Source organism: Prevotella sp., assembly GCF_051059605.1.
Lineage (GTDB): Bacteria > Bacteroidota > Bacteroidia > Bacteroidales > Bacteroidaceae > Prevotella.
In genome coordinates this window covers 3,398,587-3,417,912 of record NZ_CP050883.1, presented here as the reverse complement: position 1 = coordinate 3,417,912, position 19,326 = coordinate 3,398,587, and the positions used below count along the sequence as shown (strand labels likewise).

Sequence of the window (19,326 nt, the reverse complement as noted above, 5' to 3'; positions counted from 1 at the left end):
TAATTGCAAAATTACCGCAAACAAATGAAATAACAAAATAAAATTCTTTTTTATTTATTATTTTCACCCACTGATAAGTTATAACGTCACAATATATAGGATTTACTATTTTGCAAAAACTTTCATTATCTCTGTTGGACGATGATTGTTAAATGCTCCAAGCGGATATTGACCCTCAAGTTCAGGTGCCCAATAGAACACTCCATGGCAATGCCCTCCACAATCATTTTTAGCTGCATTTATAAGAGCTTTCATAATGACATACCCTTCTTTTGGCTGTTTTGCTTCTGCACCTGTCTCCACAATCATGGTTTCCTTTCCATACTTTTCATACAGATGTTTTATATTGGCTGTACAATCCCGAACTGTACCTTTCCAATCACTCTCTAATTTGGCCATTACATCCCAATAAGGATAAACACTAAGTCCTATCATATCATAATGTGTACCATATTTTTTCAAGCCATCAAAGATGAAATCATATCGTTTTTGGTCACATCCTCCATCAAGATGTATTATAACTTGAGCATTTGGGTATACTTTTTTCACTGACTGATAACCAGCTTCTGTGAAACCAGCATATTTTTCCATATTATCACTTGCACGTCCCATAGGCCAAAGGAAGCCGTTTGTAGTTTCATTTCCAACTTGAACCCATTTCACGTCAATACCATTTTTTTTAAGAAGCGACAATACATCTTCTGTATGTTCAGCTAGAGCATTTTTCATTTCGTCATAGCTCATATATTGCCATGCAGCTGGAATGTGCTGTTTGCCAGGATCTGCCCACCAATCACTATAATGAAAATCTATCATAACAGCCATATCATAGTATTTGGCACGTTTTGCCATATCCAAAACATCTTCTGCACCAGACCATCCACCACGTGGATTCACCCATACGCGGAGTCTAACAGCATTCAGTCCCAATTCTTTCATCAGAGCTGTATTTTCCCTTATCTCACCCTTAGAGTTATAAAGTTTTTCACCATTACTTTCCAACTGGGTTGTTCCACTTATATCTGCTCCCAACCAAAAGGTATTTTTATCCTGAGCATTAGTATTACCAATGCTGATAACCATAAAAAGAAAGGCTATTAGTGATTTTCTCATCATAAAATTATTTATTTTCATATTCATCAAGTTTGCGAGTCATCTCGTCACGTCCATATTGATATATCTCCTTTGCTTGTGAGAAGTCAAAAAGTCCGAATTTATCCATCGGCAACTCCACCAAAATGTCAGGTGGATTTAATTGTATTGCTAACTTGCAATTTGCCTGTATTGACATATGGACAACTCTTACCGCCATATTCATATAATTTCCAGATAGGTCTGGTTTTAAAAAAAATAACATTGAACGCAATGCACGCATTGCTTTATTATTATCTTTTTTCTTTTTCACATAAGCATCAAAAGGAGTCTTGTCAGGACCATTCACATTAATGGCGATAAGTTTATCACCCGATTTTCTATCGACCCTGTTTAATGGCAATATATTATGTACACTTCCATCAACATAAATATGATTGTCACCATCGCACATTGGCTTAAAGAAACATGGTACAGAAACAGAAGCACGGATAGCCGTTTTCAGAAATCCATTTCTAAAAACCTTTTCTTCACCGCTTACCACATCAGAGGCACAACAGCAAAACTTTATATTTAGATCTTCTATTTTCGCGTTACCAACAATTGAATTTATTATTTCCATAAGTCGCTTGCCACTTGCCACATGGTCAAGTCCCAACGAAATATCCATAATAGAAAGCATCTGCTTCTTGTCTATTCCTAATATAATATCTTTCAATTCTTTCAGTTTGTCACAGGCATACATACCTCCGACAAGTGCTCCCATAGATGTTCCGGCAACAGATGTTATATTATATCCTCGTTCCTCCAAAACTTCTATTCCTCCTATGTGCGCAATTCCACGAGCTCCTCCTCCACCAAGAACAAGAGCCACATCCTTTGATTTACGTATATACGAAAACCAACCTTTTATCGCTTCAAGTATATTCATATTCTACAATTTATTCTCGTGATCGCCACAAAGATAATTATTTTTCGTTATTATCAACAACTTATCCAAGAAAAAACATTGCAACTCCTACTACAGATATACAGGCTCCCATTATTTCTTTCCAAGTAATATGCTGATGAAAAATGTATCGAGACGGAATTAATATAATAATCGGGGTAAGAGCCATAAGTGTACTTGCTATTCCAGCCGCAGTATATTGCACGGCCATAAGAGAAAATGCCACACCAACGAAAGGACCAAATATTGTTGTTGCTATAACTGCAACCATTATTTTGCCATCACGAAAACTATTACGGAACTTTCCAAAACTTTTATTGAATATCATCAATACAGTAAATCCACCCAAACCGGCAAGACATCTGAAGAAATTTGCACAGAATGGTAACATCCACGGAGTACTTATAGCCACATCATGCGGCATACTTGCCTGATAACTATCAAGTCCGTCCTTACTTATCACTAATCCAATACCTTGACACACAGCTGCAATAGCCGCATAAAATACACCATTGGCTGGCAATTTTAAAGAAAGAATATGATTATCGCCACGTCCTAGTATGGATATTGATATTCCAGCCAAAGTTACAAACATAGCCAAAATACTCATTATCTGTAACTTCTGTCCTAGCAATATCCATGCTGTGATAGCTGCCGAAAGCGGAGCCAATGTCATAAACAACTGCCCAAAACGCGAGCCAATAATTGTGTAACATTTCATCAAACAATAGTCACACATTACAAAACCAACAAAGCCGGATAAAGCCATCCAGCAATAAGCCTCTGTAGATCCTTCAGCCGGCAATGGCTTACCAAATACAACAAGAAACATAATAACAGAAAAAGCAAGAGCAAACACCATTCTCAACATGTTGAGAGTGATACTTCCCAAGCGTTTGCTTGCATATTCACTAAGAATTGCCGTTATCGTCCATGAGAAGGCTACGCCTAAAGATATTAACTCACCTAAATATTGCATGCTGCAAAGTTACGTTTTTTTGACAGCATATTGGAAGGTTCACACAAGAAAAAATCCCAAGAAATTACTCTCGGGATTTGTTTCTTTTAAATCGTAAGTTTTATGTTATTTTTTCCAAAGTTTAGTCATATCTTCCAACGTCTTACCTTTCGTTTCAGGAACAAGCTTCCAAACAAAGACTGCGGCGATCAAACAAATCAAACCATAAATGCCATAAGTGAACCAATGTCCGAAGTTGTCTCCATGAGACAAATGCATATTGAACATCGGAACGAAAGTTGAACTGACAATAAAATTGAATATCCATTGGAATGCCACTGCAATAGCTACAGCTGTACCACGTATGGTGTTAGGGAATATCTCTGCAATGAGTACCCAGCAAATAGGTCCCCAACTGAACATGAATGATGCACTATAAATCATAATGCTAAGCATTGTCAAAATGTTGAGTGAAGGATTGCCAAACGTTATCGCTACACCTAAAGCACCTATAGCCATACCAATAGATCCCCATATAAGGAGTGGTTTTCTACCAAGTTTCTCTACAGTGAACACAGCAACGAGAGTAAATGATATATTCACTATTCCCATTATAACTGTCTGAACCATAGGATTACTCATACCCATATCCTGGAATATACGAGGTGCATAATATAAAACAGCATTAATACCAACGGCCTGTTGGAAAACACTAAGCATAATACCAATAAAGATACACATAAATCCGTAAGAGAATAGTTTCTCCGTCTTTACAGAAACTGTATTTTTGATATCGTTGAGAATTATTTTTGCCTGCTCTGCTCCGTTTATACGTGACAGCACATGAAGAGCCTTTTCATCCTGTTTAATCATTACAAGATAACGAGGTGTTTCAGGAACAAAACAGATAAGAATCGTGAAAAATGCAGCGGGGATACATTCAGAACCAAACATATACCTCCAACCAGTAGTAATTGTCCACTGGGCATCTGCCATATTTGCAATGGCTCCAGCAGCATTATATATAGGATTTGCATGGTCACCAAGTATGATGAAGTTTACAAAGTAAACAACAAGCTGACCAAAGATAATAGCAAACTGGTTCCAACTTACCAACATACCTCTGATATTGCTAGGAGCAACTTCACCGATATACATTGGACAGATAGCTGAAGCCATACCAACACCTATACCACAGAGGATACGATACAGATTAAATACTATCAGCAAGTTAAATGTTGGCTTGCCGTTTGTGAGTATCCATGATTCAGGATACATAGATCCCCATGCCGATACAAAAAAGCAGATACCAGCAAAGACAAGAGAATTTTTTCTTCCGAGTTTCACAGCGAAGAGTCCAGACAACGAACTACCTATGATACAACCAATTAATGCACTAGATGACGTAAGTCCATGCATAAAGTCGGTGTACTCAAAATCTTTTGCTCCACGAAAGAAGGCTTGCAATCCTTTTTCAGCACCGGAAATAACTGCAGTGTCATAACCGAAGAGTAATCCTCCGAGTACGGCTACCATGACAATAGAAACAAGGTATGCTTTTGAACCTTTTTGATTTTGTCCCATGTTTTATTAGATTTATAATTATATGTACATTTAATAGTTATATTACGTTTAAATGCCTTTGTTCCCCATAAAATTCTATAAAAAAACACTATCCCCCTTATAAATATACAAATAGTCTTATTGTTTTTCTATGGTAGACTATCGGCAATAGTAGCCCTAATTATTAATATAGCAGTAGTAATCCCGCAAAGGCTGCACAGCCTATCATACTTAACGGATTGATTTTTACGAGTTTTGTCCCTACGAATGTTGCGATAAACAATCCTATGCTAATCCAGAATGTCCACGGATCAGAAGGAGTAGAGAAATTTTCTGGAGTCATAAGTAACAGAGTCGCCGCAGCAAGAAGTCCGACAACAGCAGGTCTCAAACCAGAAAAGACATCCTGTATTATTGGTGAAGCCATATATTTCATAAACATCTTACTTATCACAATCATCAATACTAATGAAGGCAAAATTATTGCGACTGTAGCAGTAAGCGAGCCAAGTACTCCTATGGATTCTGAAAATCCAGCATTACGTATAGCAGTATATCCACAATAGGTAGCTGAGTTTATACCAACAGGTCCAGGTGTCATCTGACTTATGGCTATAACATTCGTAAATTCACTTACAGTAAGCCAATGATAGCGTGTCACCACCATGCCCTGTATAAGAGAAATCATGGCGTATCCGCCACCAAAGCCAAACAAGCCGATCTCAAAAAATGCTATAAATAGTTGTATGAATATCATAATATTGATTACAATGTAATTATGTTTATTCAGTAGGTCTTATATACTTACCATAGAGAAATCCACCAAAACCAGCAGCTATAATCACCCAAATTGGATTAACACCAAGTAACCAGATAGCAATTGCACCTATTGTAGGTATCCAACAATTATAGATATTAATATTTGCACTTTTAGCAAGGTTGAATGTAGGAACAGCAATAAGAGCCACAACGGCAGGACGTATGCCAGCAAATATTGAAGCAACAATCTTATTATCTTGAAACTGATGGAAAAACATCGCTATTAGAAGTATTATGAGAAAAGACGGTAGTGCCGCAGCGATGGCTGTACAAACAGCTCCTGATATCTTTCTCAGTTTGTATCCAATAAAGATACTGATGTTGATGGCGAATACACCCGGACAGCTTTGAGCTATTGCGACAAGATTAACAAATTCTTCCTTGTCTACCCATTTGTATTTGTCAACAACATCAGCTTCTATCATTGGAATCATGGCATAGCCACCACCAAAGGTGACTAAGCCAATCTTGATAAATGTCTTGAATAATGTCCAATACATATTTATCTCTTTTCCTCTATCCACTTTCTTGCATTAACGAAAGCCTCAATCCAAGGAGTGACCTCATCGTTTTTGCGGTCAAGTGGATAATTGGCGTTCTGCCAAGGGAAGATAGCACGCTCAGGATGTGGCATCATAGCAAGATGACGACCATCGTTAGAGCAGATACCAGCTACATTGTAATCAGAGCCGTTTGGATTACCTGGATATTCAGCATAATTGTATTTTGCTACTACATTATAGTGGTCTTCTGGTTCAGGAAGATAGAAGCGACCCTCTCCGTGAGCTACCCATATACCTAGTTTACTGTTACTAAGGCTACCAAGAAGAACACTCTTATTTTGAGGAATACTTAATCCAAGGAATGCACTTTCAAACTTCTTAGAGTTGTTGTGACATAGGTGACTTCTGTGTTCATGTTCAGGATTGATTAAATTCAATTCCACCATCAACTGACATCCGTTACAAATACCAAGACTCAAGGTATCCTCACGAGCATAGAACTTATCGAGAGCTTCTTTTGCCTTAGGATTGTAGAGGAATGCTCCAGCCCATCCTTTGGCACTTCCAAGAACATCACTATTAGAGAAACCACCACAGAATACGATGAAGTTGACATCTTCCAGAGTCTCACGACCACTGATAAGGTCTGTCATCATAACATCCTTTACATCAAAACCAGCAAGATACATTGTATAAGCCATTTCACGCTCACCATTAGTACCCTTCTCGCGTATGATAGCTGCCTTAACTCCTGTTGGCTTTCTGCGATTAATATCAATACCATAACTTGCAAGTGTACCCTTGAAATCCTTATTGTAGCAAATTTCAATAGGCTGCTTCTTATAGTTTGTATAACGCTTCTTTGCCATACCATTCATACTCTGATCACGGTCTAGAAGATAAGATGTCTTATACCAAGTATCACGAAGAGAATCTATATCGAACTCATTCTCTTTATCCCCGTTCTTAACAATAATCTTACGACTATTAGGAGTAGGATAACCTATCTTAGCATATCCGAGACCCTCGTCATCAAGGAAGTTCTTCAATTCTTCCTTATGTGCATCGCTGACCTGAATGACAACACCAGGATTCTCTGCAAACAAAGTCTTAACGATATCGTCACTTGCTATATCATGAAGATTAACATTGATACCGCCATTCTCGTTTGCGAAAGTCATTTCCAGAAGAGTGGTTATCAAACCACCGGCACTGATATCATGACCTGACATTATCCAACCGCGCTTTACAAGTTCCTGAATGGCATTGAAACAATCTACAAAATATTCAGGATTCTTCACTGTTGGAACATCACTTCCGATCTTTCCTAAGCTCTGTGCGAATGCACTACCACCAAGATGCTGTTCATCAAAACTGAAATCTATATGATAAAGACTTGAATCCTTATCATTTACAAGTACAGGACTTACTGTTTTCTTAACATCGCTAACTTCACCACCAGCACTTACAATAACGGTTCCTGGAGCGATAATCTTCTCACCATTAGGATATTGCTGACTCAAAGATAGAGAATCTTTACCTGTAGGTACGTTTACATTAATGTCACAGCAGAAATCGCTCAATGCTCTTACTCCTTCGTAGAGTCGTGCATCCTCACCCTTCTGAGAACGACAAGGCCACATCCAGTTAGCACTTAGACTAAGACTTTCAAGTCCTTCTGCAAGAGGTGCCCATACAATATTAGTAAGAGCCTCAGCAACAGAGAGTACACTTCCAGCCTTTGGATCAGCAAGACCTGCCTGTGGTGCATGACCAAGAGAAGAAGATATACCTTTTTCTCCACGGAAATCAAGAGCTACAACACCGCAGTCTGACAATGGAAGTTGAATTTTTCCTTGTCCCTGCTGACGAGCAATCTTACCGGTTACAGAACGGTCTACCTTATTAGTCAACCAGTCCTTACAAGCTACAGCTTCAAGTTGGAGAACACGATTAAGGTATTCGTTTATATTATCTTGTGAATAAGTGACATCGTCATATCTGCGTTCAACAGTCTCATCAACCATAATGGTTTTAGGTGTGTGACCGAACATCTGAGCTACATCTAGGTCAAAAGGCTTTACACCATCACCCTGTTTGAAACTGAAATGAGCATCACCAGTAGTCTCACCGACAACATACATCGGTGCACGTTCACGTTCAGCAATTTTCTGAACATGGTCAAGATACTTCTCATCAATAAGAAGTCCCATGCGTTCCTGACTTTCATTAGCGATAATCTCTTTAGCGCTAAGAGTTTTGTCACCGATAGGCAATTTCGCCATATCTATTTCACCGCCACATTCTTCAACAAGTTCAGAAAGACAGTTTAAGTGACCTGCACTACCGTGGTCGTGAATACTAACAACTGGATTTTCATCCTCTTCAACCAATGCACGAACGAGATTATAAGCACGTTTCTGCATCTCTGGATTTGCACGCTGAATAGCATTTAGTTCTATTCCGTTGCTATATTTACCTGTATCAACTGAAGATACGGAACCGCCACCAAGACCAATGCGATAGTTATCACCACCAACAACGACAACTTTGTTTCCCTTTGCAGGTTCTTTCTTCAGGCAATCACGTTTTTTGCCATATCCTACACCACCGGCAAGCATAATAACCTTGTCGTAGGCATATTTTTCATTATTCTCCTGATGCTCAAAAGTAAGTACAGAACCACAGATAAGTGGTTGACCAAACTTGTTACCGAAGTCACTAGCACCATTAGAGGCCTTAATCAAAATCTGTTCTGGGCTTTGATACAACCAGTTGCGTACAGGAAGTATATCTTCCCAGTCACGCTCAACGTCAGTTTTTCCATTTTCATCCTTCAAACGAGGGTATGCTGTCATGTAACATGCAGTTCCTGCGATAGGCCATGAACCGACACCTCCACCCATACGGTCGCGGATTTCACCACCAGTTCCAGTGGCTGCACCATTAAAAGGTTCAACAGTCGTTGGGAAATTGTGAGTTTCAGCTTTTAGAGAAATAACACTCTCTATATCTTTTACTTGAAAATAGTCACTAGTACTTTGATCTGAAGGAGCAAACTGCTCTATTACAGGACCCTGAGCAAAAGCTACATTATCCTTGTATGCAGACAAAATCTTATTAGGGTTTTCTTTAGTGGTTTTCTTTATCATACTGAAAAGCGATGATTCCATTTCTTTTCCGTCAATGATAAACTGTCCGCCGAAAATCTTGTGACGACAATGCTCAGAATTTATCTGTGCAAAACCAAAGATTTCTGAATCGGTTAGTGGTCGTCCGTTTTCCTTCTCAAGTGTGTGAAGATAGGCAATCTCATCATCATTTAATGCAAGACCTTCCTCGTTGTTATACTTTTCGAGGTCGTCAACATACTTGATTGGTTCTGGGTTGTGGTTAACTGTGAATATGTCCTGATCGATACCATTATACATACGTTGCAGCATAGGGTCATGTTCAGCTCCCTCTGAATCAACAGGGAAGTATTCCTCTATACGCAAAATGCCGCTAAGACTCATATTCTGGGTAATCTCAACGGCATTTGTACTCCAAGGGGTAATCATTTCACGGCGCGGTCCAACAAAGAAGCCTTCCAATTTTTGGGTTTCTTCCAACTTTGCATCGCCATAAAGCCAGCAAAGTTCACTGATTTCGTTCTTGTCTGGCTGATGATCGAATTCAGTAGCAATAACACTCTTAGATTGAGTTCTAAAAAAAAGAATCATACTTTTTTATATTTTTGTAGGTGATATATTCGCTTTGCAAAGGTAGTGCAAATCATGCACAATACAAAATAAAAATAAGTTTTTTATTTTTATTGTCGTGATGCAGCCTACTTTATTCAAAGGTAGTGCAAATCATGCACAATACAAAATAAAAAAACATATTATATAATGTATGCGCACATGCGCACACATAGGGTTTTAGAAAAATATAGCGTCGTAGTGACTAAGCTTTGATTATCAGTATATTAAGTTATAAATCGACAATGAACAAATGACGTTACAATGTCTTTTTTAATAATTCTACAAATACGGTTATATCATGCAAACTTAGTCTCGTTTATACAATGAATATACACAGCACTAGGTAATAGTACGGTTTCATTGATTTTGTAACTTACTGTGGATAGAATATCGTTTTCACGAACAAATATCTGCGTTTCTACGATCAAACGATTACGTTTCTACGATACAAAGTTTACGTTTCTACGATCAAAAGTTTGCGTTTCTATATAGAAAAGGAAATCATATTTGACATTATGCAGACACCATGTTTTCAACAAAAGCTATCTAACTTACTGACTACCAACAAATAGACATTTAGACGCTTATCTTTTTGCAAAACCTATGTACATTTTTCAAAAGATCAAATACCTAGAAGTACTTGTTTAAGAAACAAAATCCTAATATTTTTTTACAGCTTCATGCGCCCTTCTCATCACACTTTTTTTCACCTTACTCCTACTTTTCTCAAATATACTCAACAAATCAATTCCAGAAGGACCTTTAGGAGAAGTCATTGGATCATTAAACAAATTAGATACTATTTTGCTAGTACTAAAGCCTATCTTTGGAGCTTTAGCTGTTATCACGACAGTATTTATTGTTATTGCTTTTGGAATAAGGAAAGTTGAATCTTTCATATTCTTTAGTTCCATATTTCTTCTAACATAACTATTATGAGTAAGCGTTATGCTAGTGCAGTTTGGGTCTGAGATAAAGAAGTGTCCGTTTTTGTCAGAAAAGATTTTTTTATTAGTATTAGTATAAATAGCAACTCCGTCTATCGGCTGTCTTGTCTCTATATCAATAAGTACGCCCTTTACTTGCGCATTGGCGTTATTTGCCAAAGCACAAAGTATACACAATATGAGAAGTATCTTTATTTTCATAACTAATGTAGAAATCTTTGCACAAAGTTAAGTTAAAAATGACAATCACTTACAATACCGCAATTACTTTATATTTTCTTAAAGCTTGTTGGGTTAAATATATCAAATTAAAGTCATTATAACCATGATGAATCTGTTGGTTTCTACAAAAACTATATATTCTTAGGATGGATCAGATTAATTTACTATTTTTGCAATTGTAAGTGATTTATATTAATCTATTTTGAAAGTTGGGCCGTAATTTTTTACATATGAGAAATTTAAGAACTATATGCCTTGTAATCGCAGTTAGTATAGCTAGTATATTGGATGCAAATGTGTTGCCACAATATGGTCGCGACATGTTTATTTTCGATCATCTAGGTATGAGTAGCGGGCTTTCGAGTCAACGAATATATTCTATAATTGAAGGTCCTTATGGAGGAATGTGGTTCAGTTCAAAAAATGGAATAGACCGTTACAATGGAATTCAGATAAAGAACTACAATTTCAAGACCACAAGAATGTATAGCGATGCCAGCGGGCGTAACGTAAGAGTTTTTCTTGCCAACGCAAGCATATACGCTTTTGACAACAAAGGGAATTTATTTATATATAACAGAAGACTTGATAACTTTGAAAACAAGCTATCGCTGGATAGTATTATTCATGGAGAGATTATACTAAACGATGTTTACGTTGACAAAAACAATAATACATGGTTCGCCATGAGTTCAGGACTATATATTATTACTCCAAACAAAAAACTTATAAGTATTATAAAAAATAGGTATATAAATAAATTGAATCATGTAGGAAATTCCCTTATAGCATGCGCCAATGACGGAATTATACTTGTTGACACCAAAAGATATAAAGCAGCAAATATTCTAAATAAAATAAACGCACAGGTAGCTTATTATGACCAGCTTACCTCATACCTTTGGATAGGAACATTTCAACAAGGTGTCAAGATATATGATATGCGACATCACAAGATTTCAAAATTTGAAGCTTTTGACAATTTTCCAAAGACTCCTGTAAGAAGCATTATTCCGATGGATAAAAAAATGATGCTAGTTGGTGTTGACGGAGGTGGAGTGTATGCTGCAAGAAGAGACGGAACAACAGTTAGTCTACTATTTAATGCCGATGATAACACAGGAAATGTTCTTCATGGTAATGGTATATATGACATATGCAGGGATCACTATGGTAATATATGGATCGGTTCATATTCAGGAGGTATTGACATAGCTTATCCAACGGATAATGTAATGAAACTATTTCAGCATGAATATCTAAACAACCAGTCGTTGATAAATAATAACGTTAACGATGTTCTTGAAACTCAAGACGGTAATATATGGTTTGCCACAGACAGAGGTGTGAGCATATATAACAAGAAATTGGATATATGGCATCATGCAATGACAGACAAGGTAGTACTCACTTTATGCCGAAATGCTAGTGGTGTCCTTGCTGGAACTTATGGCAACGGAGTATATTCAATTAACACTGAAGGAAGAGCATCCAGTATATATAGTGTCAGTAAAGGTACTTTGAAAACAGATTATGTATATTCCTTGTGGAAAGACAATGACAAAACACTATGGATAGGTTGTCTAAACGGAGACCTTGTACAAATTGACGGAAACAAGAAAAAGTATTATCCCATTCAGTTAGTACAGTGCATCACCGGCATGCCAGATGGGCGAATAGCTGTTGGTACGGCAAACGGTTTTTTTGCAGTAAACAAGAAAAGCGGTAGTATTAAACAGTATTTTCTAGCTTCAGAGTTTCCGGGTAAAGATATAAACTCTTATATACAGTCTATCTTGTTTGTCAACCATACTACGGCATGGGTAGCCACAGACGGTGGAGGTATCTACATCTATGACATGAAAAGACATGTGATAAAGCAAACAATAACAAAAGCCAACGGACTACCATCTAATACGGTTTATACATTAGAGAAAGACAACCAAAATCGCATATTCGCAAGTACAGACATGGGATTATCGCTCATTCTTCCAGAAAAGAGAAATGACGTTATTGATATAAATTTCGTAAGAGGGCTTGACAGGGAATACAAACGAATGTCTGTATGCAGGCTTTCCGACGGAAAAATTGTATTCGGTAGCAGTAGTGGTGCTGTGGTGATAAATCCAAACAGAATATCACACCTTACATACAATGCAAGACTTATATTGACAAAAATATCGCTTCTTGGAAACGACGACACTACTGATAAAGACTCGGATCTTTGCGGTAGACTTTATGATATGCTTGCCTCAGGAGACATAACGCTTGATTACGACAAGAATACATTTGAGATAGATTTTGAAAGCATAAACTACAAATACCAACATGATATAGTCTATCAGTATATGCTTGATGGCTTTGACCGGCAATGGAGTGCACCATCTGAAGCACAAAACGCGAAATACACAAATCTTCCTTCAGGCAATTATAAGTTACTGATACGAAGTGTTAGTCGCAATGATGGCAGAGTTCTTGATACAAAGTCGTTGGATATAACCGTAAATCAACCATGGTGGAACACTTTTTTTGCATGGTTTATATATATATGTATAATGTGCGGTTTAGCTTATGCTGCTTGGAGATTTTATTTAGAACGTTTGGAACGTAAGTATTTCAACGAAAAAATAAACTTCTTCGTTAATACAGCCCATGATATTCGTACACCTCTTAGCCTCATTTTAGCACCGCTCAATGATATAGCTGCCGATAATTCGCTCAGCGATACAACTAGAAAATATCTGAATGTAGCAAGGCAAAATGGTGGAAAGTTATTGAAAATGGTTACGAAATTGCTTGATTTCCAGAAAGCAGACAACGATGAAGTAAACATGTGTGTAAGCCCATTAAATCTTAAACATTTATTGCAAACACAAATAGAAAAATTTGTTCCACGAACATCTCAAAAAAAAATAATAATAACATTAGAATCATGTCCACAAGAAGAAAATGTGTGGATGGATACGAATATGGCAGACAGCATTTTTGAGAATCTGATTTCAAATGCAGTGAAATATACTCCAGAAGGTGGCTATATAAATATATGCGCACGGATTGAGGATAGTGATATATGTATAGATATCGCAGATAATGGAATCGGTATTCCACAAACGGCACAAAAACATATATTCCAGAATTTCTACAGAGCCGATAATGCAATCAACTCAAATGAAACGGGAAGCGGACTTGGACTTATGCTAACTCACAGACTTATCAAACTTCATAAAGGAAGTCTTACGTTCAACAGTTTTGAGAATAGCGGAACTGTTTTCCATATAAGACTGAAAAGAGGTTTTGAACATCTCATGGAGTTTATTACTAAACAGGATGCAGATAGGAATAATGATAAAGACATATTACCTATAGAATCTATAGATAAAGAAGAGGATGTGCAATTAACAAATGATAAATCAAAAGACATCATGCTGTTTGTTGACGATAATGCCGAACTGCGTAATTATATCAGCATGACATTCCGCAACAATTATAATGTTATCACAGTGGAGAGTGCCGAAGAAGCACTAAAATATCTGGATAATGAAGTATGTGATATTATTGTTTCAGATGTCATGATGCCTGGAATGGACGGAGATGAATTCTGCAAAATCATAAAAGAAAATCCAGATACATCGTTTTTACCTGTTATTTTATTAACAGCCAAATCTGGTAGAGACTTCGTTATCGGTGGACTGAATGTAGGTGCTGACGATTATATCACAAAACCATTTGACGTAGCGATATTAAAGGGTAAGATAGAAAGTATGTTAAGAAACAGACGCATACTTAGCAAATATTATATGGGGCGATCTATTGACATGGCAAGGAACATGCAACCTGACGATAGTACAATTAGCCACATGAATAATAACGACCGTAAGTTTATTGAGAAAGCCACAAAGATAGTTATGGATAAAATATCTGATACTGATTTCAAAATAGACGACCTATGTATTGAAATGGCAATGAGCCGTACTCTTTTCTATGGCAAACTAAAAGCGCTAACGTCTCAGACTCCACAGGATTTTATAAGGATATTGCGCCTTGAACGTGCCGCCGTTTTAATAAAAGAAGGTAATTCTATATTAGATGTTTCTGTAATGACAGGCTTTGCCAATGTAAAACATTTCAGCACCACATTTAAGAAGCATTTCGGAGTTTCACCAAGTAAGTATCTGTAAATAAGCATTTTACAATATCATAACAAAGTTTCAATACTGATTATATGTCAGAATTGAAACTTTTTCTGTTTGTTTTGAAACCTATATTATCACGTATTCAATTAATTTTGCGACGAATTTGGTAACAAAAATCAATCATGAAAATAAAGTCTATAATCTATTTACTATTTTACGCTATTCCTTTATCTATTCATGCACAAAACTACAAACTTGTATGGAGTGATGAATTTAATGAAAACTCTTTGAATAAGAACTGGAATATTGAAGTATTGGACAACCCATACAACAACGAACTTCAGTGTTATACAAATAGTAGTTCTAATGTGAATATTGAAAATGGCAATCTTGTTATTACCGCACGAAGGGAATCACTCAACGGGAAGTCATTTACTTCCGGACGAATCAATTCTAGTACAAAGGTAAATTTTAAACATGGAAAGCTTGAAGCCAGAATTAAGATTCCAAAGTTAGCTAATGGATTGTGGCCGGCATTTTGGATGATGGGTGAAGATCCACAAAATATTGGTTGGCCTACCTGTGGCGAAATCGATATCATGGAAGCAGGGAATTCAGAAGGTATTAAAAATAATACTCAGGAACGATTATTCTCTGGTTGCATCCATTGGGGAAGCAGTTTATCTGATCATCGTATGTGGACGTCAGGTGCAGTTACAAATGGATATGACATAACAGGTGACTATCATATATTTACAGCAATATGGAATGAAAGTTATCTGCGTTTCTATCTTGATAATTCCACACAACCATATTATGAGGCGACGATAACTAAAGACTATGACTCATACAATTACTTTCATAAACCATTTTATATATTATTTAATCTGGCTGTAGGAGGAGATTATACTAATATCCTTAATCCAGCAAACATAACTGCATTACCATCAGAAGGGTCTGAGGCTAAAATGTATATTGACTATGTAAGATTATATCAAGAAGAAGGACAAGTCAATGTTTATTCGAAGGAAACAACTGGATTAAGCAAAATATCTACCATCAAAAACAAAGACACAGCATATTATTCAATAAGTGGAATGAAATTGAATAGCAAGCCGTCTTGGAGCGGAATATACATCCACGGTGGTAAGAAAATAATAGAATAATGATAACTAATAAATAATTAAAAACCTAAATTTAAGAAGATGAAGAAAAGTAATCGGAAATTAGTTCGCATGCTTGCTATTGGTCTGACTTTACCACTAGCCGGAACTATCCAAATGCAGGCTGAGCCAAGTGTAGCTATCGTACAGCAGACACAGAATATCTCTGGTTCTGTTACCGACGGCAGCGAGCCAATCATCGGGGCTAGTGTCGTTGTAAAAGGTAAAGGTCTGGGGACAGTAACTGATGCCAATGGCCATTTCAGCCTTGACGCCAAACCTGGTACATTATTGGAAATAAGCTATGTAGGATACAAAGCCATAACTGTTAAGGCAAGTAGCAATATGAATGTGGTACTTACTGAAGACAAAAGGATGATTGACGAAGTAGTTGTTACGGCTTTGGGTATTAAGCGTGACAGAAAGGCTCTTGGTTATGGAGTCGGCGAGGTTAAGGGTGAGGAACTTACTAAGGCAAAAGAGACAAATGTTATAAATTCTCTCGCAGGTAAGATTCCTGGACTAGTTGTCAGCCAGACAGCAGGTGGTGCATCTGGTTCTACACGAGTAATTCTACGTGGTAGCACTGAGATGACAGGTAACAATCAACCGTTATATGTAGTAGATGGTGTCCCTTTGGACAATACAAATTATGGTAGTGCTGGTACATCAGGAGGATTTGACCTTGGTGACGGAATATCAAGTATCAACCCTGATGATATCGAGACAATGTCTGTATTGAAAGGTCCTGCAGCTTCTGCACTTTATGGTAGCCGTGCCTCTCATGGTGTGATACTCATCACAACTAAAAAAGCAGGAAAAGATAAATTCAGCGTTGAATACAACGGTTCTGTTACAATGGATACACAGTTGGCAAAATGGAATGACATCCAGCAGACTTATGGTATGGGCAGTAATGGCACATATAGTATTGATGCCGTTTCAAATACCAACAAGAGTTGGGGGCCTAAAGCCGATGCTCTTAACAGCCTGAAATATTTTGATGGTGTACAACGTCCATATATGATTATACCCGATAACACCTCAGATTTCTTCCGTCCTGGTTTTACTGCTACAAACACAGCTATTGTTGGAGTAAACAACGGAAAGACAGGTATGCGCTTTACATATACTGACATGCGCAACAAGGATATTGTGCCAAAGACTCACATGAGTCGTGACATTTTCAACTTGCGCACCAATACATCAGTAGGTAATGTTGATTTCGATTTCAGTGCTAACTACACACGTGAGGATGTTAAAAACCGTCCGGCTCTAGGTGACAGCAAGTCAAACATTGGAAAGAATCTAATGACTTTGGCCACAACATACAATCAGGCTTGGCTGAAAACTTATCAGGATGCCAACGGAGACTATGCAAATTGGAATGGTATGGACCCATACAATGTAAACCCTTATTGGGACGTTTACAAAAACTCTAATGACTCTAAGAAAGATCAGTTCCGCCTTACAGGTAAGATAGTTTGGAACATAGACAAACACTTGAAGTTACAGACAACGATGGGTGCCGATCTCAACTGGTTTACATTTGATGATTTTAAGGCTCCAACAACACCAGGATTTGAAGCTGGTCGCTTGCAAAACAGCAACTTCCGCAACCGTATGTATAACTTTGAGGCTCTTGCTCTTTACAACAACAGCTGGGGAGACTTTGACCTCAATGGTACACTTGGTGGAAGTATATATAAAGTGAATAATCTCACGACTATAACCACAGCACAAGATATGCAGATACGTGACGTGGAGGCTTTAATGAGCTTCAATGAGATTAGTCTGGAGCAGAATACATATCGTAAACAGATTAATTCCCTTTATGGTTCTTTAAACCTTGGCTGGAAACACCTTCTATATCTTGACGCAACATTACGTGGCGATCAGAGTTCTACATTACCTACAAGCAACAACGTTTATGTCTATCCTTCATTCTCAGGAAGTTTCGTTTTCTCTGAATTAACTAAACTTGGCAATCTTCTTCCTTATGGTAAGTTGCGTATGTCTTGGGCACAGGTTGGTAGTGATACCGATCCATATCAGCTTGGATTAGTATATACAAAGTCTAAGTTTACATATCCAGGATACACAATAGGATATATCAATAATAGTACAATTCCAAACAAAGACTTAAAACCAACAAGAACAAATTCTTTTGAAATCGGTTTAGAGACAAAGTTCCTTAATAACAGAATGGGACTTGACATTACTTACTACTTCCAAAAGAGTAAGAACCAGATTATGGGTATGGCCTCATCATGGACATCAGGATATACATATAGATTGATTAACGCAGGTGAAATAGACAACAAAGGTCTTGAAATAGCATTAAACACACGCCCCATACAGACAAAAGACTTCTCTTGGGATTTAAATCTCAACTTTTCTAAAAATAGCAATAAGGTAAGAAGATTGGTTGATGATATGGATATGTTTGAACTTGAAAAAGCATCTTGGCTTGATGTGCAAGTTGCCGCTAAAGTTGGTGAGAACTTTGGTTCTATTGTTGGCCCTGATTTCAAGAGAAACAATGCAGGTCAGGTCCTCATTGATCCATCTACTGGTCTACCAGAATATGACAAGAGCAATCATGTATTGGGAAATGCATCTTGGAAATGGACAGGAGGTATCACAACAACACTTACGTATAAGAACTTGTCATTAAATGCGATATTTGATGTAAAAGTTGGTGCTGACTTGTATTCAATGTCAGCCCGTGCATCTTACGAATCAGGAAAGGCAAAAGAAACTTTGGCTGGTCGTGAAGATTGGTATAAGTCTGAAGAACAGCGTCAGGAAGCTGGTATTGCCAAAGGTTCTGCAAGTTGGAAACCAACAGGTGGTTATATTGCTCCAGGCGTCATAGACAATGGTGATGGAACTTATCGTAAAAACGACATCTATGTAAATCCAGAAGACTATTGGATGAATGTATGCCGTAATGCTCCATCTATGTTCATTTATGACAACTCTTATATAAAGTGCCGTGAACTTACATTGAGTTATAATGTACCTCAACAATGGTTGAAGAAAGCAATCAATGGTTTAACGATTTCTCTTGTGGCACGTAATCCGTTTATTGTATGGAAAAATATTCCAAACATTGATCCTGATTCAAACTATAACAACACCACTGGTATGGGACTTGAATATGGATCTCTACCATCACGCAAGAGTTATGGCATCAGTGTGAACGTGAAATTCTAATACAATAGGTCTTTT

11 protein-coding genes are annotated in these 19,326 nt (G+C 37.4%); 3 read left to right on the top strand and 8 right to left on the bottom strand.

Annotated features, from left to right (window positions below; translation table 11 throughout):
- Positions 1-105: 105 nt before the first annotated feature.
- The 8 genes from HEQ28_RS13250 to HEQ28_RS13215 form a co-directional block, all read right to left on the bottom strand.
- Positions 106-1,134, bottom strand: coding sequence for a glycosyl hydrolase 53 family protein (locus tag HEQ28_RS13250; protein ID WP_434503149.1), 1,029 nt, complete (start codon positions 1,132-1,134; stop codon positions 106-108).
- On the bottom strand, positions 1,121-2,023 hold the full coding sequence (locus tag HEQ28_RS13245) for a patatin-like phospholipase family protein (RefSeq protein ID WP_434503148.1): 903 nt from the start codon (positions 2,021-2,023) through the stop codon (positions 1,121-1,123). The genes HEQ28_RS13250 and HEQ28_RS13245 overlap by 14 nt, the downstream gene beginning before the upstream one ends.
- 61 nt (positions 2,024-2,084) lie before the next feature.
- Positions 2,085-3,020, bottom strand: coding sequence for a DMT family transporter (locus tag HEQ28_RS13240; protein WP_434503147.1), 936 nt, complete (start codon positions 3,018-3,020; stop codon positions 2,085-2,087).
- A gap of 105 nt (positions 3,021-3,125) precedes the next feature.
- Complete coding sequence (xylE, locus tag HEQ28_RS13235) at positions 3,126-4,583, bottom strand: D-xylose transporter XylE (RefSeq protein ID WP_434503146.1); 1,458 nt, start codon at positions 4,581-4,583, stop codon at positions 3,126-3,128.
- A gap of 163 nt (positions 4,584-4,746) precedes the next feature.
- Positions 4,747-5,319: a chromate transporter gene (locus tag HEQ28_RS13230; RefSeq protein WP_434503145.1), complete on the bottom strand. Its 573-nt coding sequence runs from the start codon at positions 5,317-5,319 to the stop codon at positions 4,747-4,749.
- A 25-nt stretch (positions 5,320-5,344) separates the two neighbouring features.
- On the bottom strand, positions 5,345-5,881 hold the full coding sequence (locus HEQ28_RS13225; protein WP_434503144.1) for a chromate transporter: 537 nt from the start codon (positions 5,879-5,881) through the stop codon (positions 5,345-5,347).
- A gap of 2 nt (positions 5,882-5,883) precedes the next feature.
- Entirely contained in the window at positions 5,884-9,606 is a 3,723-nt protein-coding gene (gene purL, locus HEQ28_RS13220; protein ID WP_434503143.1) for a phosphoribosylformylglycinamidine synthase, read from the bottom strand.
- A gap of 680 nt (positions 9,607-10,286) precedes the next feature.
- On the bottom strand, positions 10,287-10,775 hold the full coding sequence (locus HEQ28_RS13215) for a carboxypeptidase-like regulatory domain-containing protein (RefSeq protein ID WP_434503142.1): 489 nt from the start codon (positions 10,773-10,775) through the stop codon (positions 10,287-10,289).
- Positions 10,776-11,026: 251 nt separating this feature from the next.
- On the opposite strand from HEQ28_RS13215, the gene HEQ28_RS13210 reads away from it, so the two are divergent.
- The 3 genes from HEQ28_RS13210 (at position 11,027) to HEQ28_RS13200 (ending at position 19,311) form a co-directional block, all read left to right on the top strand.
- Positions 11,027-14,974: a response regulator gene (locus tag HEQ28_RS13210; RefSeq protein ID WP_434503141.1), complete on the top strand. Its 3,948-nt coding sequence runs from the start codon at positions 11,027-11,029 to the stop codon at positions 14,972-14,974.
- 137 nt (positions 14,975-15,111) lie between these two features.
- On the top strand, positions 15,112-16,095 hold the full coding sequence (locus HEQ28_RS13205; RefSeq protein WP_434503140.1) for a glycoside hydrolase family 16 protein: 984 nt from the start codon (positions 15,112-15,114) through the stop codon (positions 16,093-16,095).
- Positions 16,096-16,134: 39 nt separating this feature from the next.
- The gene (locus HEQ28_RS13200; RefSeq protein ID WP_434503139.1) at positions 16,135-19,311 is read left to right on the top strand and encodes a SusC/RagA family TonB-linked outer membrane protein; all 3,177 of its coding nucleotides are present in this window, start codon (positions 16,135-16,137) and stop codon (positions 19,309-19,311) included.
- Positions 19,312-19,326: the final 15 nt, after the last annotated feature.